This is a genomic window from Stenotrophomonas sp. TWI169 (assembly GCF_039674705.1).
Lineage (GTDB): Bacteria > Pseudomonadota > Gammaproteobacteria > Xanthomonadales > Xanthomonadaceae > Stenotrophomonas > Stenotrophomonas maltophilia_P.
Genome location: NZ_JBDJOB010000020.1, coordinates 1 through 18,102, shown reverse-complemented (window position 1 = coordinate 18,102; position 18,102 = coordinate 1). Strand labels below are relative to the sequence as shown.

The window sequence follows — 18,102 nt, the reverse complement described above, 5'->3', positions numbered from 1 at the left end:
GGGTGCCCGGATGCGCCCAGAAGCGCAGGCCGGTCACCTTCCGGTGTCGCAGTCGCCGGCGGTGCACCTGCCGGTCCTGTACACCCAGGTCCTGGACGGCCTGAGGGTGATCGAAAACGGACGTTATCTGGATGGCACGTTCGGTCGTGGCGGTCACGCACGTGGCGTGCTCACCCAGTTGGGGCCGGAGGGACGCCTGCTGGTCATGGACAAGGATCCGGAAGCCATCGCTGTGGCCGAGCGCGACTTCGCGCCGGACCCGCGCGTGTCGATTTTCCGTGGCAGCTTCGCCCAGCTGCTGCAGTGGAACGAGACGGCCGAAGGCCTGGATGGCGTGCTGTTCGATCTCGGCGTGTCCTCACCGCAGCTGGACGTGGCCGAACGTGGTTTCAGCTTCGGCAAGGACGGCCCGCTGGACATGCGCATGGATCCGGACAGCGGCGAAAGTGCCGCGCAGTGGATCAACCGCGTCGAAGAGCGCGAGATCGCCGACGTGCTGTGGACCTACGGCGAAGAGCGGCAGAGCCGGCGCATCGCCCGCGCCATCGTTGCCCGCCGCGAGAAGCAGCCGTTCTCCCGCACCGCCGAACTGGCCGAACTGATCGCGTCGGTGATGCCCCGTGGCAAGGACAAGATCCATCCGGCCACCCGCAGTTTCCAGGCCATCCGCATCCACATCAACCGCGAGCTGGCCGATCTGGAGGCCGGGCTCGACGCGGCGGTGGAGCGGCTCAAGCCCGGCGGCCGGCTGGCGGTCATCAGCTTCCATTCGCTGGAAGACCGTATCGTCAAGCAGTACATGAACCGTCTGGCCAAGGCGCCGCCTGCCAACCGCCGCCTGCCTGAAGCGGTCGCGTTCGTGCCGACCCTGGACCTGATCGGCGGGGCCATCAAGGCCACGGACGACGAACTGGCCGCCAACCCGCGCGCGCGCAGCGCCGTGCTGCGCGTGGCCCAGAAGCGGGAGGCCGACGCATGAGCCGCCTGCTGCTGATCATTCTGCTGGCCTCCACCGTGGCCTCGGCGATCGGCGTGGTGTTCGTGCGCCACCGCCACCGGCAGACGTTCATCGAGCTGTCGCGCGCCGAGCGTGCGCGCGATGACCTGAACATCGAATTCGGCCGCCTGCAGCTGGAACAGGCCACCCTGGCCGAAGCCAACCGCGTCGACCGCATCGCCCGTGAAAAGCTGGGCATGAAGTTCCCCGAAGCCGCCGACGTAGTGGTGGTGCGCCCATGAGCAAGACCGGCCGCAACCGTCCACGCAACGCCTTCAACCTGCGCCAGCGCCTGCGCTGGGTGGCACTGGCGCTCGGCCTGTGTTCGGTGTCGCTGGTCGGCCGCGCGGCCTACGTGCAGATCATCAACAGCGATTTCTACCAGCGCCAGGGCGAGGCCCGCTACCTGCGCGAGCTGCCGATCAAGACCTCGCGCGGCATGATCACCGACCGCAACGGCGAACCGCTGGCGGTCTCCACCCCGGTGGCCTCGATCTGGGTGAACCCGCAGGACCTGCTGCGCGCCCCTGACCGCATTCCCGAACTGGCGCAGGCCGTGGGCATGTCGGTGGACGAGCTGAGCAGCCGCCTGTCGCAGAAGTCGGACAAGGAATTCATGTACCTGCGTCGCCGGATCAATCCGGACGAGGCAGAAAAGGTGGTCGCGCTGAAGATTCCAGGCGTGGCCGCGCAGCGCGAGTTCCGCCGCTTCTACCCGCAGGGCGAAGCGATGGCGCATGTGCTGGGTTTCACCAACATCGACGACCGCGGCCAGGAAGGCCTGGAACTGGCGTTCGACGAATGGCTGCGCGGCAAGCCGGGCGCGAAGCGGGTGATCCGCAACCGCAAGGGCGAGACCGTCGAGAGCGATCTGCTGCGTGCCGCCGAACCGGGCAAGGACCTGACCCTCAGCATCGATCGCCGCATCCAGTACCTGGCCTTCAAGGAACTGCGCAATGCGCTGGTGGCCAACAAGGCGGCCGGCGGTTCGATGGTCATCATGGACGTGACCACCGGCGAGATCCTGGCCATGGTCAACCTGCCGACCTACAACCCGAACTCGCTGACCGGTGCGTTGCCCGATTCGCGCCGCAATCGCGCGGTGACCGATCTGGTCGAACCGGGCTCGACGATGAAGCCGTTGACCATCGCCACCGCGCTGCAGGCAGGCGTGGTGACCAAGGACACCATCGTCGACACCAATCCGGGTTACATGACCCTGGGCCGCTTCACCATCCGCGACGTGCCGCGCAACAACGGGGTACTGAACGTGACCGGCGTGATCACCCGCAGCTCCAACGTGGGTGCCGCCAAGGTCGCGGCGAAGATGCCCGACCAGACCTTCTATGACGGTGTGCGGCGCTTCGGCTACGGCTCGGTACCGCACAGCGGTTTCCCGGGTGAGTCGGGAGGTGTGGTGATGCGTCCGGGCCGTTGGTCGGGAACCACCAAGACCACCATGTCCTATGGCTACGGCCTGTCGGTCACGCCGTTGCAGATCGCCACCGCGTACTCGGCGCTGGCCAACGGTGGTCGTCTGATCGCACCGACCTTCGTCAAGGGGCAGCGCAACGAAGGCCAGCAGATCATCGACGAGAACGTCGCCAAGCAGGTGGTGGCGATGATGGAAACGGTGGTCACCCAGGGCGGCGCCAAGCAGGCGGCGGTCCTGGGCTACCACGTCGCCGGCAAGACTGGTACTGCGCGCAAGGCCGGCCCCGGCGGCTACGAGCGCGGTCACTACAACGCGCTGTTCGCCGGCGTGGTGCCCGCCACCAACCCGCGCTTCGCCACTGTCATCGTCATCAATGATCCGCAGGCCGGCAAGTTCTACGGCGGCCTGGTGTCGGCGCCGGTCTATCACAACGTGATGGAAGGCACTCTGCGCCTGATGGATGTGCCGCTGGACGACCTGCAGTCGTGGCTGGCCGCGCAGCAGTCCGGAAAGATGGGGCACTCGGCCTCGATCCTGCCGGCCCCGCCGGCCGAGACCGCGTTGCCGGTTGATGCCGCCGCCGAATTCGATGCCGCGCTGCCCAGCGCGCAGGTCCAGACGCCGCCCGCCACGGGAGGCACGCAATGAGCCCTTCGATGTTGCTTTCGCAGTTGCTTCCGGACGTGGCCCTGGCGGGCCATGATCCCGTTCTGACCGGCCTGGTGCTGGACAGCCGTGCCGTACGCCCCGGCAATGCCTTCGTGGCCATCGCCGGCTTCGGCGCACATGGCCTGGGCTTCGTCGATCAGGCGCGCGCGGCGGGCGCCGGCGCGATCCTGTTCGAGCCACCGGCACCGGACGATCTGCCCGCACCGGCCGATGCCATCGCGGTGCCGGGCCTGCGCGCACGCATGGGCGCAATGGCTGACCAGTTCCACGGTGCACCGTCGCGGGCAATGGCGATGGTGGGTGTCACCGGTACCAACGGCAAAACGTCCACCGTGCAGCTGCTGGCCCAGGCCTGGCATCTGCTGGGAACGCCCAGTGGCAGTATCGGCACGCTGGGTGCTGGACTTTACGGCGCGGTCGAGCCGACCGGCTTCACCACGCCGCTGGTGCTGCAGATGCATGCCCTGCTGGCGCAGCTGCGCGACCAGGGTGCGCGTGCGGTGGCGATGGAAGTCAGTTCACATGCGCTGGACCAGGGCCGCGTCGATGCCGTGCATTACGACGTGGCCGTGTTCACCAACCTCACCCGCGATCATCTCGATTACCACGGCGACATGGCCAGCTACGGCGCGGCCAAGGCCCGCCTGTTCCATCGTCCTGGCCTGAAGGCCGCGGTGATCAACCTCGACGACGCGTTCGGGCGTCAGCTGTTCGCCGACCTGCCGGCCGGCGTGCTGCCGATCGGCCTGAGCTCGCGCGGTACCGACGGCGCCGTCGTGCTCGCCGACGCGCTGCAGCTTGATGGCCGTGGCATCGCCTTCGACCTGGTGATCGAAGGACAGCGCGCAGCTGTCCGATCGCCGCTGCTGGGCCGCTTCAACGTCGACAACCTGCTGGCCGTGGCCGGCACCCTGCACGCACAGGGCCAGTCACTGCCGCGTATCGCCGAGGTAGTGTCGGCGCTGCAGCCGATCCGCGGCCGCATGAACCGCCTTGGCGGCGAGCAGGGCCTGCCGACCGTGGTCATCGACTACGCGCACACGCCGGATGCACTGGAACAGGCACTGGACAGCCTGCACGGGCATCTGCAGGGCACGCTGTACTGTGTGTTCGGCTGTGGCGGTGAACGTGACACCGGCAAGCGCCCGCAGATGGCGGCCATTGCCGAGCGGCTGGCCAACCAGGTCATCGTCACCGATGACAACCCGCGTGGCGAGGACGGTGACCGCATCGTCGCCGACATCCTTGCAGGATTCACCGATGCCGGCGCGGTGACCGTGCAGCGCAACCGTGCGCGCGCGATCGGCCTGGCCGTGAAGCGCGCCGGTGCCGGCGACATCATCCTGATCGCCGGCAAGGGCCATGAGCCCTACCAGGAGATCAAGGGCGTACGCCACGACTTCGACGATACCGAAGTGGCGGCCGCTGCACTGGCTGCCAAGGCCGGTGTGCTGGCGGCGGAGGGTGCACGATGAAGCGCACCCTGCTGTCGCTGATCGCGCACTGGGCCGGCGGCGAGATCCACGGCGACGATGTCGCCATCGATGCCATCAGCAACGATACCCGCAGTCTTGGCCCGGGCAGCCTGTACGTGGCCCTGCGTGGCGAGCGCTTCGATGGCCATGACTTCGCCGCCGACGCGCAGGCCCGTGGCGCCAGCGCGCTGCTGGTCGAGCGCCTGCTGCCGGTCGAGCTGCCGCAGGTGCTGGTCGCCGACAGCGAACTGGCGCTGGCGAAGATCGCCACGGGCATGCAGCGCGACCGCAGCACCGAGGTGTTCGCGATCACCGGCAGCAACGGCAAGACCAGCGTGAAGAGCCTGCTGCTGGCCATCCTGCAACAGGTGGCACAGCACGCGCACAAGGTGGTCTATGCCAACCCGGGCAACCGCAACAACGAGATCGGCCTGCCGCTGGCGGTGATCGATGCGCCGGAAGATGCCGACTACGCCATCTACGAGATGGGCGCCGGCAAGCCGGGCGACATCGCCTACCTGACCGATATCGCCCGCCCGCGCTATGCGCTGGTCAACAACATCGCGCCTGCGCATCTCGAGCGGATGGGCAGTCTGCTCGGCGTGGCCACCACCAAGGGCGCCATCTACGCCGCACTGCCGGCCGACGGCGTGGCGGTGATCAATGTCGATGATGCCTACGGACGCTGGTTCGAGCAGCACTTCGTCGGCGTCCCGCCGCGCTGCCGCGTGCTGCGTTACGGCCTGGAACACACCGCCGACATCACCGCGCGTGACATCCGCGCCGGTGCGCAGGGCAGCCAGTTCACGCTGGTCTCGCCGATGGGCGAAGCACGCGTGGTGCTGGGCCTGCCGGGCCGCCACAACGTCAGCAATGCGCTTGCTGCCGCCAGCCTGGCGCTGGCCGCCGGCATCGACCTGGCATGGGTCGCCGCCGGCCTGGCCGACGCACAGCCGGTGCCCGGACGCCAGATCGCCCACCAGTTGCGCAATGGTGCGGTGCTGGTGGACGACAGCTACAACGCCAATCCCGGTTCGCTGGCCGCCGCCATCGATGCGCTGGCGGCCGCCCCGGAAGAGGGCTGGCTGGTGCTGGGTGACATGCGTGAGCTTGGCCCGGATGCGCAGTCGCTGCACGCGCAGGCCGGCGTCCGCGCGCGCGCCGCAGGGCTGAAGCGCCTGTATGCGCTCGGTCCGCTCAGTGCCGCCGCCGCCGCCGCGTTCGGCGAAGGCGGCCGCCAATTCGCCACCCATGACGCGCTGTCGCAGGCGTTGAAGGACGAGCTGCACGCCGGCGTGCGCTGCCTGGTCAAGGGTTCCCGTGGCAGCGCCATGGACACGATCGTCAAAGCGCTGCTGGCGCAAGGAGAGGAATCCCCGCATGTTGTATGAACTGGCTCGATGGTTGCAGCAGTTGGAGAGCCTGTTCGGGCTGTTCAACTACCAGACGTTCCGCGCCATCCTTGCCGCGTTGACGGCCCTGTTCCTGTCGCTGTGGCTCGGCCCGGCGATGATCCGCAAGCTTGCCCAGTTCAAGGGCGGCCAGCCGATCCGCAAGGACGGCCCGCAGACCCATTTCTCCAAGGCCGGCACGCCGACCATGGGCGGTTCGCTGATCCTGCTGACCGTCACCCTGTCGGTGCTGATGTGGGCCGACCTCCGCAACCGCTACGTCTGGCTGGTGCTGGCCGTGATGCTGTGCTTCGGCGCGATCGGCTGGTACGACGACTGGATCAAGATCGTCCGCCGCGACCCGAACGGCCTGAAGTCGCGCTGGAAGTACCTGCTGCAGTCGATCTTCGGACTGGCCGCCGGCCTGTTCCTGTTCTATACCGCCGATGTGCCTGCCGCACTGACCTTCTACATTCCGATGTTCAAGTCGGTGGCGCTGCCGCTGGCCGGCATCGGCTTCGTGACCATCGCCTACTTCTGGATCGTCGGCTTCTCCAACGCGGTCAACCTGACCGATGGCCTGGACGGCCTGGCGATCATGCCCACCGTGCTGGTCGCCTGCGCGCTGGGCGTGTTCGCCTACGCCTCCGGCAACGTGGTGTTCGCCAACTACCTGCAGATCCCGCAGATTCCCGGTGCCGGTGAGCTGGTCATCATCTGCGCCGCCATCGCGGGCGCCGGGCTGGGCTTCCTGTGGTTCAACACCTATCCGGCGATGGTCTTCATGGGCGACATCGGCGCGCTGGCGCTGGGCGCGGTGCTGGGCACGATCGCGGTGATCACCCGCCAGGAACTGGTGCTGGTGATCATGGGCGGCGTATTCGTCATCGAGACCCTGTCGGTGATGATCCAGGTCGCCTCGTTCAAGCTGACCGGCAAGCGCGTGTTCCGCATGGCGCCGATCCACCACCATTTCGAACTGAAGGGCTGGCCGGAGCCGCGGGTGATCGTGCGCTTCTGGATCATCTCCGTCGTGCTCGTGCTGATCGGCCTGGCCACGTTGAAGGTGCGCTGACGATGAACGACCTGTCCCGCCAGGCAACACGCCTCGAAGCCATCGAAGGCAGCTACGACAAGTGGCTGCTGGGTGCGATGCTCGCGCTCACCGGGCTGGGCGTGGTGATGGTGGCGTCGAGCTCGATCGCGTTGATGAGCAGCCCGTTCTACTACCTCAACCGCCACCTGGTGTTCCTGGCGATCGGCATCGTGCTGGCGGCCATTGCCGCGCGTACCGAGCTGAAGTCCATCGAGCAGTACAACCAGGTGCTGCTGCTGGGCTGCTTCGCACTGCTGCTGGTGGTGTTCATTCCCGGTCTGGGCAGCAGCGTCAATGGTGCCCGCCGCTGGATCAACCTGGGGGTCTCCAAGTTCCAGACCGTGGAAGCGGTGAAGGTGCTGTACATCGTCTGGCTGTCCAGCTACCTGGTGCGCTTCCGCGACGAGGTCAACGCGACCTGGCCGGCGATGCTCAAGCCGCTGGGCGTGGCCGGTGCGCTGGTGGTGCTGCTGCTGCTGCAGCCCGACTTCGGTTCGTCGACCCTGCTGCTGGCGATCACGGCCGGCATGCTGGTGCTGGGCGGAGTCAACATGCCGCGCATGTCGATGCCGGTGATCATCGGCCTGGTCGGCATGAGCGCGCTGGCGATCATCGAGCCGTACCGCATGCGCCGCATCACCTCGTTCCTGGACCCGTGGGCCGACCAGCAGGGCGACGGCTACCAGCTGTCCAACGCGCTGATGGCGGTGGGGCGCGGCGAGTGGACCGGCGTCGGCCTCGGCAATTCGGTACAGAAGCTGTACTACCTGCCCGAAGCACATACCGACTTCATCTTCTCGGTGACCGCCGAGGAATTCGGCTTCATGGGCACCTGCGTCATCATCGCCCTGTTCGCGCTGCTGGTCGGCCGCACCTTCTGGCTGGGCATGCGCTGCGTGGAAATGAAGCGCCACTTCTCCGGCTACATCGCCTTCGGCATCGGCCTGTGGATCAGCATGCAGACCTTCGTTTCGATCGGCGTGAACCTGGGCATCCTGCCGACCAAGGGCCTGACCCTGCCGCTGATCTCCTCGGGCGGTTCGTCGGTCCTGATGACCTGCGTGGCGATGGGCCTGCTGCTGCGCGTGTCCTACGAGCTGAAGCGTGCCGAGCGCCGCCAGGCCGTGCGCATCGGCGGCGGCGACGATGCTGCCACCGCACCGGCCGAAGAGCCGTCCGCCCCGTCCGCGGGGTCGCTGCCGATGGGCGCGGACGCGCCTGCCGGCGCGGGCCCTGCCGTGCGTGGCACCAGCCGCCTGCAGTCCCGCGTCGAACCGACTTTCGGGAGGCTCGGATGAGCGCCGCCGACCACAATGTGCGCCCGGTGATGATCCTGGCCGGTGGTACCGGCGGGCATATCTTCCCGGGGCTGGCCGTGGCCCGCGTGCTGCGCGAGCGTGGCGTGCCGGTCACCTGGATGGGCGCCGAAGGCGCGATGGAAACCCGGTTGGTGCCGCAGCACGACATTCCGATCGACACGCTGTCCATCACCGGCCTGCGTGGCAAGGGCAAGCTGGCACTGCTGGGCGCACCGTGGCGGCTGATGCGCGCGTTGCGTGCGGCCGGCATGATCATCCGCCGTCGCCAGCCGCGTGCGGTGATTGCCTTCGGCGGATTCGCCTCGGGACCCGGTGGCATGGCCACCCGCCTGCATGGGCTGCCACTGCTGGTGCACGAGCAGAACCGCGCACCCGGCATGACCAACCGCATCCTGTCGCGCTACTCGCGCCGCCTGCTGACCGGGTTCCCGGGCACCTTCGCCAAGGGTGAAGAAGCGGTGGGCAATCCAGTGCGCGCGGAGATCGCCGCGATCGCGCCGCCGGAACAGCGTTTCGCCGATCGCCACGGTCCGTTGCGCGTGCTGGTGGTGGGTGGCAGCCAGGGTGCGCGCGCACTCAACAGCGGCGTGCCGCAGGCCATCGCAGCGCTCGGTGCGGAAGTGCCGGTGCAGGTGCGCCACCAGAGCGGCGAGAAGCTGCACGCCGAAGCGGTCGAGGCCTATGCCAAGGCGGGCGTGCAGGCGCAGATCACGCCGTTCATCGCGGACATGGCCGAGGCATTCGCGTGGGCCGACCTGGTCGTGTGCCGTGCCGGGGCATCGACCCTGGCCGAGCTGTGCGCGGTCGGTGTCGGCAGCGTGCTGGTGCCATTCCCCGCCGCCGTCGACGATCACCAGACCCGCAACGCGGAGTATCTGGTCGAGCGCGGCGCGGCGGTTTTGCTGAAGCAGGACGGAACGCTGGCAGACGGCATTGCCGCACTGCTGCGCGATCTGTCCGAAAATCCCGGCCGCCGCATGCAGATGGCGCAAGCCGCGCGTGCCCTGGCCAAGGTCGATGCCGCCGAGCGCATCGCCGATATCATTCTCGAGGAAGCTGTATGAAGAAGGCATGCCAGCGCGCCTGCCCTGCGCGAGGCCGCGCATGATCCGTCGCCTGCACGACACCAACGACCTGGTGCGCGCCTTCCCGCGCGTGCACTTCGTCGGCATCGGCGGCACCGGCATGAGCGGCATCGCCGAAGTGATGCTGACGCTGGGTTATGAAGTGTCCGGTTCGGACAATGCCGACAATGCGGCCACCCGCCGCTTGGCCGGCCTGGGCGCACGCATCATGCGTGGCCATTCGGCGGCCAATGTGCTGGGCACCGACTGCGTGGTGGTGTCCAGCGCGATCCGCGAAGACAACCCGGAGCTGATGGAGGCGCGCAGCCAGCGCATTCCGATCATGCCGCGTGCGGCGATGCTGGCCGAGCTGATGCGCTTCCGGCGCGGCATCGCCGTGGCCGGCACCCATGGCAAGACCACCACCACCAGCCTGACGGCAGCGGTGCTGAGCGAGGGCGGCCTGGACCCGACCTTCGTGATCGGTGGCCAGCTGCTGGCCGCCGGCGCCAATGCCAAGCTGGGCGGTGGGCAGTGGCTGGTGGCAGAGGCCGATGAGAGCGATGGCAGCTTCCTGCGCCTGAATCCGCTGATGTCGATCATCACCAACATCGATGCGGACCACCTGGAAAACTACGGCAACGACTTCGCCCGGGTGCAGGCCGCATTCGCCGAGTTCCTGCAGCGCCTGCCGTTCTACGGGCTGGCGGTACTGTGCATCGACGATCCGGAAGTGGCTGCACTGGCCGCTAGGACGCCGCGCCACGTCATGAGCTACGGCATGAGCCCGCAGGCCGACGTGCGCGCCGAGAACGTGGTGCAGGAGGGCTCGCGCATGCGCTTCACCCTGCGCCTGCCGCAGGGCACCAGCCAGGAAGTGGTGCTGGCACTGCCGGGCCGGCACAACGTGCTCAACGCGCTGGCCGCCGCTGCGGTCGGTTGGCAGCTGGGCGTGGCACCGGATGCAATTGCCCGTGCGCTGGAGGCCTTCGCCGGCGTCGGCCGTCGCTTCAATGACCTGGGCGAAGTCACCACCGCCAGCGGTGCCAGGGTGCGGATCATCGATGATTACGGTCATCACCCGAGCGAACTGGAGGCGGTGTTCGCCGCTGCCCGCGGCGGCTGGGCCGACAAGCGCCTGGTGGTCGCGTTCCAGCCCCACCGCTACAGCCGCACCCGCGACCAGTTCGACAAGTTCGCTGCAGTGCTGTCCAGCGTCGACGCGCTGGTACTGAGCGAGGTCTACCCGGCAGGCGAGGAGCCGATCGCAGGTGCCGATTCGCATGCGCTGGCACGCGCCATCCGCGCCCGCGGCCGCAGCGAGCCGGTGGTGGTGGGCAAGGCCGCCGAGCTGGCGAGCGTGCTGCCGGACGTGCTGCAGGATGGTGACCTGCTGCTGATGATGGGGGCCGGCGATATCGGCGCCGTCGCCACCCACATCGCAGTGGAAGGCTTCAAGGCGGAGGGCGAGGCGTGAGCACGCTGACCTTCCCGCCGCTGCGCAGTACCGACCCGGCCGCGTTCGGTCGCGTCGCCGTGCTGCTCGGCGGTACCTCCAGCGAGCGCGAGGTGTCGCTGGATTCCGGCCGCAACGTGCTGGAGGCGCTGCAGTCGCGCGGCGTCGATGCGTTCGCCGTGGACGGCATTCCGGCCCTGGCCCGGGCATTGGCCGGCGGCGGCATCGATCGCGTGTTCAACATCCTGCACGGCCACAACGGTGGCGGAGAGGATGGCATCGTGCAGGGCCTGATGGACGCCTTCGGCGTGCCGTACACCGGCTCGGACGTGCTGGGTTCGGCATTGAGCATGGACAAGATCCGCACCAAGCAGGTGTGGCTCTCGGTCGGTTTACCCACCCCGCAGTACCGGAAGGTCACTGCCGAGACCGTCCACGCACAGGCGCGCGAGCTGGGCCTGCCGGTGGTGGTCAAGCCGGCCAACGAAGGCTCCAGCGTGGGCATCAGCCGGGTGACCGACGAAGCCGGCCTGGACGAGGCGGTGGCGTTGGCCGCGCGCTACGACGGCCAGCTGCTGATGGAGCAGATGGTGGTCGGCGACGAGCTGACCGTCGGCATCCTTGGCGACGTCGCACTGCCGTCGATCCGCATCGTGCCCAAGGGCCAGTGGTACGACTACAACGCCAAGTACATCGCAGAAGATACCCAGTACCTGTGCCCGGGCCTTGACGGCGAGGCCGAGGACGAGATCCGTCGCATCGCGCTGGCCGCGTTCCGCGCCGCCGGCTGCCGTGGCTGGGGGCGCGTGGACGTGATGCGTGACCGGGCCAGTGGCCGCTTCTTCCTGCTGGAAGTGAACACCGCGCCCGGCATGACCAGCCACTCGCTGGTGCCCAAGGCGGCCCGCCAGGCCGGCATCGGCTTCGAGGAGCTGGTGTGGCGCGTGCTTGAACAGACCCTGGAGGCTGGCCACGCATGAACGCGGTGCTGCGCATCTTCGTCTGGCTTCTGGCGCTGTCGGTGGTGGCACTGCCGGTGGTGGCCGTGGTCAATGGCTGGGTCGGCGCCGAGCGCTGGCCGCTGGCGAAGCTGCGCGTGCACGGTGAATTCAAGCGCGTGCCGGCCGAGCAGCTGCAGCAGGTGCTGTTGCCGTATGCGCGTGCCGGGTTCTTCGCCGTCAAGCTGCAGGATGCGCAGGACGCACTGGAGAAGCTGCCGTGGGTGGAAAGCGCGCAGGTGCGCAAGCAGTGGCCTGACGTGCTGGAAGTGACCCTGGTCGAGCACAAGCCTTTCGCCCGCTGGGGCGAGGGTCGCCTGCTGTCCGAGCAGGGCAAGCTGTTCCCCACGCCGAAGAAGCTGGCCGACCTGCAGCTGCCCGAGCTGGATGGCCCCGACAGCCAGACCGAGGAAGTGGTCAAGCTGTACAACGATTCACGCGCGCTGTTCGCGCCTGCCGGCGTCGACGTGCGCCGGCTGACCATGGACGCGCGCGGCAGCTGGTCGCTGGTGCTGAGCAATGGCACCGAAGTGGTGGTCGGACGCGATGACGCCCGTTCGCGCCTGCAGCGCTTCGTGCGCGTGCTGCCACAACTGGCCAACCAGGCTGCGCCGATCGAGCGCGCCGATCTCCGTTACACCAATGGTTTCACGCTGAGCTGGGGCACCCCGGCCGCGCCGGCTGACGCGCCGGCGACCCCGGCAAGAAGGACGCAGGAAAGGACATGAATCGCAAGGGTGACAAATCGCTGATCGTCGGCCTGGATATCGGCACCTCCAAGGTGGTGGCGCTGGTGGGCGAGTATTCGCCGGGCAACCCGATCGAAGTGATCGGCATCGGATCGCACGAGTCGCGCGGCCTCAAGCGCGGCGTGGTGGTGGACATCGAATCGACCGTGCAGTCGATCCAGCGTGCGGTCGAAGAGGCCGAGCTGATGGCCGGCTGCGAGATCCGTTCGGTCTACGCCTCGATCTCCGGCAACCATGTGCAGTGCAAGAACTCGCCGGGCATCGTGCCGATCCGCGATGGCGAGGTGACCTGGGGCGACCTGGACCGCGTGCTCGACGCTGCCAAGGCGGTGGCGATTCCGGCTGACCAGAAGATCCTGCATGCGATCCCGCGCGAGTACGTGCTGGATGATTCGCAGGAAGGCATCCGCAACCCGGTGGGCATGACCGGTGTGCGCCTGGAAGTGCATGCGCACCTGGTGGTGTGCGCGCAGTCCGCCGCCGCCAACATCAGCAAGTGCGTGCAGCGCTGCGGCCTGCAGGTGGATGATCTGGTGCTGTCCTCGCTGGCCTCCAGCGTGGCGGTGCTGACCGCCGACGAACGCGAGCTGGGCGTGGTGCTCGTCGACATGGGCGCAGGCACCACCGACATCGCGGTGTTCGTGCAGGGCGCGATCTGCCACACCGCATCGCTGCCGATTGCCGGCGACCACGTCACCAACGACATCGCGCACATGCTGCGCACGCCGACCCCGGAAGCCGAGCAGATCAAGGTGCGCTACGCCTGCGCCCTGGCCCAGCTGGCCACTGCCGAGGAGAGCATCCAGGTGCCGTCGGTGGGTGATCGCCCGCCGCGGCGCATGCCGCGCCATTCGCTGGCGCAGGCAGTGCAGGGCCGCTACGAGGAAATCTTCGAGATGGTGCAGGCCGAACTGCGTCGCTCCGGCTTCGAAGAGCTGGTGCGCGCGGGCATGGTGCTCACCGGCGGTGCATCGAAGATGGAAGGCGTGGTCGAGCTGGCTGAAGAGATGCTGCAGATGCCGGTGCGCGTGGGCATTCCGCAGCACGTCACCGGCCTGGGCGAAGTGGTCGGCAACCCGGTGCACGCCACCGGCGTGGGCCTGCTGCTGATGGGCAGCCAGATCGAGCATCCGCGCCGGCCATCGCTGCCGACCGGGCGCGCCGGCAGCATGTTCAAGAAACTCAAGACCTGGTTCCGCGGCGAGTTCTGACGCGGAACCCTTAACGCCGGGCATCGCCCGGATGCAACACCCGCAACACAACGCAACACCGGCAACACACAACCCACACAGCCGCAACGGCGGCATGCAGCAGGACGGCAGGACGCCCGAATGCCCATGCCATCGAAAGCGGATACAACGAGGACACGGACATGGCGCATTTTGAACTGATCGAAAAGATGGCACCCAATGCGGTGATCAAGGTGGTTGGCGTGGGCGGCGGCGGCGGCAATGCCGTGGCGCACATGGTCAACTCGGCGGTGGACGGCGTGGAGTTCATCACCGCCAACACCGACTCGCAGGCCATCAAGAATTGCGGTGCGAAGCTGCAGCTGCAGCTGGGCACCAACGTGACCAAGGGCCTGGGCGCAGGCGCGAACCCGGAAGTGGGCCGCCAGGCCGCCCTGGAAGACCGTGAGCGCATCATGGACGCCCTGCAGGGCGCCGACATGGTGTTCATCACCGCCGGCATGGGCGGCGGCACCGGCACCGGTGCGGCGCCGGTGGTGGCGCAGCTGGCCAAGGAAATGGGCATCCTGACCGTGGCCGTGGTCACCAAGCCGTTCCCGTTCGAAGGCCGTCGCCGCATGCAGGTTGCGCTGAAGGGCATCGAGGAACTGAGCCAGCACTGCGACTCGTTGATCACGATTCCGAACGAGAAGCTGATCACCGTGCTGGGCCGCAACGCGACCATGATCCAGGCGTTCCGTGCCGCCAATGACGTGCTGCAGGGCGCCGTGCAGGGCATCGCTGACCTGATCGTGCGTCCGGGCCTGATCAACGTCGACTTCGCCGACGTGCGCACCGTCATGTCAGAAATGGGCCTGGCGATGATGGGTACCGGCACCGCACGTGGCGATGACCGTGCCCAGGCTGCCGCCGAAGCGGCGATCCAGAACCCGCTGCTGGACGATGTGAACCTGGCCGGTGCCAACGGCATCCTGGTCAACATCACCGCCGGCGCCGACTTCACCATGGCCGAGTTCGACGAGATCGGCCGCACCATCGATGGCTTCGCGTCCGAAGATGCCACCGTGGTGGTCGGTACCGTGCTGGATCCGGACATGCAGGACGAAGTGCGCGTGACGGTGGTGGCTACCGGCCTGAACCGCGTGTCGGCCAGCAAGAGCCAGCGTCCGGGCGAGCGTGCGCCGATCAAGCTGGTGCGCAATGCCACCACCGGCCAGCCGGAGTTCGGCGAGTTCGACACGGGTGGCGATGCGGTCTCCAAGGCCGTGGGCGGCATGGGCCTGGGCCTGCGTCGTGCCAGCAGCGATACCGCGGCAGCCTCCACCGCGTCGGCCCCGGCCTCTTCGGCCCCGGCGGCGGCGGAACTGCCGAACGATTACCTGGACATCCCGGCGTTCCTGCGCCGCCAGGCGGACTGAGCGGAGCTGCCCGGGGCTTGTCCTCCCCGGGTCGCGCCACCATGTCCTGAAGTGCGGGCGCCGGGCCAGGATAGGCCCGGCGGCCCTTCACGCGTGTCCCACCCGCGCGCCGGTGTGTCCTGCCGCCGTTTCAGCCGGGGTAGGGGAGTGCGCGTGTTAATCTAAGGTGTCACTTCCGGTCTGCCCCCATGATCCAGCAACGCACCCTCAAGAACACGATCCGCGCCACCGGCGTTGGCCTGCACAGCGGTGACAAGGTCTACATGACCCTGCGCCCGGCACCGGTCAACCACGGCATCGTGTTCCGCCGCGTGGATCTGGATCCGGTGGTGGAAGTGCCGGCCAAGGCGGAGCTGGTCACCGAAGTGACCCTGTGCACCGGCCTGACCTGCAACGACGCCAAGGTCCAGACCGTTGAACACCTGATGTCGGCTCTGGCCGGCCTGGGTGTGGACAACATCATCGTCGAGCTGTCCTCGGCCGAGCTGCCGATCATGGACGGTTCGGCCGGCCCGTTCGTGTTCCTGCTGCAGTCGGCAGGCATCGTGGAACAGGATGCGCCCAAGCGCTTCATCCGCGTGCTCAAGACCGTGGAAGTGACCGAGGGTGACAAGGTGGCCCGCTTCACGCCCTACGAGGGGTACAAGCTGGGCTTCACCATCCAGTTCGACCACCCGATGATCCCGGCCAAGCAGTCACGCCAGGAAATCGAATTCTCCACGCTGGCGTACACCAAGGAAATCTCCCGCGCGCGCACCTTCGGCTTCATGCGCGACCTGGAGTACATGCGTGAACGCAATCTGGGCCTGGGCGGGTCGATGGACAACGCCATCGTGCTTGACGAGTTCCGCGTGCTCAACGAAGACGGGCTGCGCTACGCCGACGAATTCGTGCGCCACAAGATCCTTGATGCGATCGGCGACCTCTACCTCGCCGGTGGCCAGGTGCTGGGCGCCTACGAGGGCTTCAAGTCCGGTCACGCGCTCAACAACAAGCTGGTGCGCGCGCTGATGGCCGATGCCAGCGCGTGGGAGTGGGTCAGCTATGACTCGCCGGCGGTACCGGATCCGGTCGAGTACGCCACCCCGGCCTACGCCTGATCCACATAACGTTTTGAATTGAAAGGAAAAAACGCCGCCTCTCAGGGCGGCGTCCGCATTTCTGGAGGCTGCGATGGATACGACGCAGCAGGTGACGCGACTGTCGGTCTGTCGTCACGGTTTCGTGAACCTGTTGGATCGGAAGCCTGAATTTAACGTTGTTTTAACAACAATCTAACGACAGGTCCACCGGGGACCGCTAGGATGCGACCCGGCCCCCGAAATGTTTCACGCTGCGGTGACACGCGCGACGGGGAGCGGAGCAGGAGGCTCCGTTGTCCTCAGGACCGCTTCTTCGGCTTCGAAGGAACATCCTGCAGGGCTGCCAAGGCGTCGCGTAGCCCTTTGTGCGTGGCGGCTGAAACTGCGTGGGGGCCATTCCGGTTGTCGATCGCTGGGGAGCGTGAGGGAGTGGTGGACGCAGTCTTGATGGTCACCCTGGTGGCCTTCAGCCCGATGGACCGGGCCGCGTCGAGAAGCTGGGCCTCGGCAAGCCGGAACTTGGCATGCCAGACCGGGGACTCGACGAGAAAAACGAGGTGTTCCCCGTCCACATTGGCCAGCCGGCAACGGCTGCGCAGAGGTGGCGGCAACTGGGGGCGCAACTGACGGTCCAGCGCGTCGAGCCACAAGGCACGCCGCAGCGGGTTCCCGCTTTTGTCCGCCATTACCGCATCCAGTGCCGGTTTCGGCACGGAAGCGGGGCGAACGCTGGATTTCGGCTCAGACATGAAAACTCACTGATGGCATTCAAAAAGATCGTAATCAAAACGCGTGAAGGTCAGGCCAAATCGGCGCTCACGCGTTTGCGGTTCTATTTCGAGGACCGCCCCCGTGCCCTGCTGGGCAGCGTGCTCGGGGTAGGCTGCATTATCGGCTTTGCAGGCGGAATCGGCGCCAACGCGTTCAACGATTCGCGGCTGCAGGCCAAGGTCGACCGCCAGGAGGCTGAACTGGCCAAGGTCCAGCGCGATGCGCAGACCCAGGTCAACGCGTTGGCGGCCCGCCTCGGCGAGCTGCAGGCGCAGGCCACCCGCCTCAACGCCCTGGGCGAACGGCTGACCCAGATGGGCAAGCTGGAAGATGGCGAGTTCGACTTCAACGAAACTCCCGGCCTGGGTGACGGCGATGCCGGCGGCCCGACCTCGGACATCCCGGTCAAGGATGTCAACGCCGACTTACAGGTGCTGGAGCAGCGTTTCGCTGCTTCAGGCCGCCAGCTGTCGGTGATGGAATCGCTGATGTTCGATCACCAGCTGCAGCAGAACGCCGTGCCTTCGCGCATGCCGATCCGCAACAGCTATGTCACGTCCGGCTTCGGCACCCGTGCCGACCCCTTCGGCCGCGGTGCCGCCACCCACAAGGGCATGGACTTCCACGCCCGGGTCGGCGATCCGGTCATGGCCGTGGCCGATGGCGTGGTCAGCTTCTCCGGCGTCAAGGGCGGCTACGGCAACGTCGTCGATGTCGACCATGGCAACGGCTACGTCACCCGCTACGCGCACAATTCGCGCCTGGTGGTGAAGGTCGGCGATCTGGTCCGTGCCGGCCAGGAAGTGGCCAAGGCCGGTTCCACCGGTCGCTCCACCGGCGCCCACGTGCACTTCGAGGTGTGGGAAAACGGCAACGTGGTCAACCCGCGCAAGTTCCTCGGCGACGGCGGCAACACGCCGGTCGGCCGTATCAGCCGCGGCTGATTCCAGCGCCGGGCATGGCCCGGCGCCACCCTCCTTGGGGTCAGAAAC

The 18,102-nt window shown here is 67.5% G+C and carries 16 protein-coding genes; 15 read left to right on the top strand and 1 reads right to left on the bottom strand.

Annotated features, from left to right (window positions below; translation table 11 throughout):
* The first annotated feature begins 10 nt into the window (after window positions 1-10).
* From rsmH to lpxC, 14 genes are all read left to right on the top strand, one after another.
* Entirely contained in the window at window positions 11-979 is a 969-nt protein-coding gene (rsmH, locus tag ABE543_RS14785; RefSeq protein ID WP_053516464.1) for a 16S rRNA (cytosine(1402)-N(4))-methyltransferase RsmH, read from the top strand.
* Entirely contained in the window at window positions 976-1,239 is a 264-nt protein-coding gene (ftsL, locus tag ABE543_RS14780) for a cell division protein FtsL (RefSeq protein ID WP_053516463.1), read from the top strand. Before rsmH ends, ftsL begins: the two co-directional genes overlap by 4 nt.
* On the top strand, window positions 1,236-3,080 hold the full coding sequence (locus ABE543_RS14775) for a penicillin-binding transpeptidase domain-containing protein (RefSeq protein WP_065182805.1): 1,845 nt from the start codon (window positions 1,236-1,238) through the stop codon (window positions 3,078-3,080). The genes ftsL and ABE543_RS14775 overlap by 4 nt, the downstream gene beginning before the upstream one ends.
* The gene (locus ABE543_RS14770; protein WP_346475835.1) at window positions 3,077-4,576 is read left to right on the top strand and encodes a UDP-N-acetylmuramoyl-L-alanyl-D-glutamate--2,6-diaminopimelate ligase; all 1,500 of its coding nucleotides are present in this window, start codon (window positions 3,077-3,079) and stop codon (window positions 4,574-4,576) included. The genes ABE543_RS14775 and ABE543_RS14770 overlap by 4 nt, the downstream gene beginning before the upstream one ends.
* Window positions 4,573-5,967: a UDP-N-acetylmuramoyl-tripeptide--D-alanyl-D-alanine ligase gene (gene murF, locus ABE543_RS14765; RefSeq protein ID WP_253119408.1), complete on the top strand. Its 1,395-nt coding sequence runs from the start codon at window positions 4,573-4,575 to the stop codon at window positions 5,965-5,967. The genes ABE543_RS14770 and murF overlap by 4 nt, the downstream gene beginning before the upstream one ends.
* Window positions 5,957-7,042 (top strand): phospho-N-acetylmuramoyl-pentapeptide-transferase, encoded by a 1,086-nt coding sequence (gene mraY / locus ABE543_RS14760; RefSeq protein WP_053516457.1) that lies wholly within the window; start codon window positions 5,957-5,959, stop codon window positions 7,040-7,042. The genes murF and mraY overlap by 11 nt, the downstream gene beginning before the upstream one ends.
* A 2-nt stretch (window positions 7,043-7,044) precedes the next feature.
* Complete coding sequence (ftsW, locus tag ABE543_RS14755; RefSeq protein WP_065175812.1) at window positions 7,045-8,361, top strand: putative lipid II flippase FtsW; 1,317 nt, start codon at window positions 7,045-7,047, stop codon at window positions 8,359-8,361.
* On the top strand, window positions 8,358-9,446 hold the full coding sequence (gene murG, locus ABE543_RS14750; protein WP_065175811.1) for an undecaprenyldiphospho-muramoylpentapeptide beta-N-acetylglucosaminyltransferase: 1,089 nt from the start codon (window positions 8,358-8,360) through the stop codon (window positions 9,444-9,446). Before ftsW ends, murG begins: the two co-directional genes overlap by 4 nt.
* Before the next feature lie 40 nt (window positions 9,447-9,486).
* A complete protein-coding gene (gene murC, locus ABE543_RS14745; RefSeq protein WP_053516454.1) occupies window positions 9,487-10,923 on the top strand; it encodes a UDP-N-acetylmuramate--L-alanine ligase in 1,437 nt (478 codons plus the stop codon).
* Window positions 10,920-11,882 carry a D-alanine--D-alanine ligase gene (locus ABE543_RS14740; RefSeq protein ID WP_346475834.1) on the top strand — a complete coding sequence of 321 codons (963 nt, stop codon included), beginning with the start codon at window positions 10,920-10,922 and terminating at the stop codon, window positions 11,880-11,882. The genes murC and ABE543_RS14740 overlap by 4 nt, the downstream gene beginning before the upstream one ends.
* Window positions 11,879-12,628: a cell division protein FtsQ/DivIB gene (locus ABE543_RS14735; protein ID WP_053516451.1), complete on the top strand. Its 750-nt coding sequence runs from the start codon at window positions 11,879-11,881 to the stop codon at window positions 12,626-12,628. The genes ABE543_RS14740 and ABE543_RS14735 overlap by 4 nt, the downstream gene beginning before the upstream one ends.
* On the top strand, window positions 12,625-13,860 hold the full coding sequence (gene ftsA / locus ABE543_RS14730) for a cell division protein FtsA (RefSeq protein ID WP_005408083.1): 1,236 nt from the start codon (window positions 12,625-12,627) through the stop codon (window positions 13,858-13,860). The genes ABE543_RS14735 and ftsA overlap by 4 nt, the downstream gene beginning before the upstream one ends.
* Window positions 13,861-14,021: 161 nt before the next feature.
* Window positions 14,022-15,257 (top strand): cell division protein FtsZ, encoded by a 1,236-nt coding sequence (gene ftsZ / locus ABE543_RS14725; protein WP_053516450.1) that lies wholly within the window; start codon window positions 14,022-14,024, stop codon window positions 15,255-15,257.
* A gap of 188 nt (window positions 15,258-15,445) precedes the next feature.
* The gene (lpxC, locus tag ABE543_RS14720) at window positions 15,446-16,357 is read left to right on the top strand and encodes a UDP-3-O-acyl-N-acetylglucosamine deacetylase (protein ID WP_053516449.1); all 912 of its coding nucleotides are present in this window, start codon (window positions 15,446-15,448) and stop codon (window positions 16,355-16,357) included.
* A 281-nt stretch (window positions 16,358-16,638) separates the two neighbouring features.
* Here the strand turns inward: lpxC and ABE543_RS14715 are convergent, their stop codons facing one another.
* Window positions 16,639-17,088 (bottom strand): DciA family protein, encoded by a 450-nt coding sequence (locus ABE543_RS14715; protein ID WP_053516447.1) that lies wholly within the window; start codon window positions 17,086-17,088, stop codon window positions 16,639-16,641.
* A 12-nt stretch (window positions 17,089-17,100) separates the two neighbouring features.
* Here ABE543_RS14715 and ABE543_RS14710 point away from each other — a divergent pair, with 12 nt between their 5' ends.
* Window positions 17,101-18,054 (top strand): M23 family metallopeptidase, encoded by a 954-nt coding sequence (locus tag ABE543_RS14710; protein ID WP_053516446.1) that lies wholly within the window; start codon window positions 17,101-17,103, stop codon window positions 18,052-18,054.
* Window positions 18,055-18,102 lie beyond the last annotated feature (48 nt).

Excerpts from the sequence above, each read along its gene's own strand:
- rsmH (WP_053516464.1), top strand. The coding sequence starts at position 11 with ATGCGCCCAGAAGCGCAGGCCGGTCACCTTCCGGTGTCGCAGTCGCCG.
- ftsL (WP_053516463.1), top strand. The coding sequence starts at position 976 with ATGAGCCGCCTGCTGCTGATCATTCTGCTGGCCTCCACCGTGGCCTCG.
- ABE543_RS14775 (WP_065182805.1), top strand. The coding sequence starts at position 1,236 with ATGAGCAAGACCGGCCGCAACCGTCCACGCAACGCCTTCAACCTGCGC.
- ABE543_RS14770 (WP_346475835.1), top strand. The coding sequence starts at position 3,077 with ATGAGCCCTTCGATGTTGCTTTCGCAGTTGCTTCCGGACGTGGCCCTG.
- murF (WP_253119408.1), top strand. The coding sequence starts at position 4,573 with ATGAAGCGCACCCTGCTGTCGCTGATCGCGCACTGGGCCGGCGGCGAG.
- mraY (WP_053516457.1), top strand. The coding sequence starts at position 5,957 with ATGTTGTATGAACTGGCTCGATGGTTGCAGCAGTTGGAGAGCCTGTTC.
- ftsW (WP_065175812.1), top strand. The coding sequence starts at position 7,045 with ATGAACGACCTGTCCCGCCAGGCAACACGCCTCGAAGCCATCGAAGGC.
- murG (WP_065175811.1), top strand. The coding sequence starts at position 8,358 with ATGAGCGCCGCCGACCACAATGTGCGCCCGGTGATGATCCTGGCCGGT.
- murC (WP_053516454.1), top strand. The coding sequence starts at position 9,487 with ATGATCCGTCGCCTGCACGACACCAACGACCTGGTGCGCGCCTTCCCG.
- ABE543_RS14735 (WP_053516451.1), top strand. The coding sequence starts at position 11,879 with ATGAACGCGGTGCTGCGCATCTTCGTCTGGCTTCTGGCGCTGTCGGTG.
- ftsA (WP_005408083.1), top strand. The coding sequence starts at position 12,625 with ATGAATCGCAAGGGTGACAAATCGCTGATCGTCGGCCTGGATATCGGC.
- ftsZ (WP_053516450.1), top strand. The coding sequence starts at position 14,022 with ATGGCGCATTTTGAACTGATCGAAAAGATGGCACCCAATGCGGTGATC.
- lpxC (WP_053516449.1), top strand. The coding sequence starts at position 15,446 with ATGATCCAGCAACGCACCCTCAAGAACACGATCCGCGCCACCGGCGTT.
- ABE543_RS14715 (WP_053516447.1), bottom strand. The coding sequence starts at position 17,088 with ATGTCTGAGCCGAAATCCAGCGTTCGCCCCGCTTCCGTGCCGAAACCG.
- ABE543_RS14710 (WP_053516446.1), top strand. The coding sequence starts at position 17,101 with ATGGCATTCAAAAAGATCGTAATCAAAACGCGTGAAGGTCAGGCCAAA.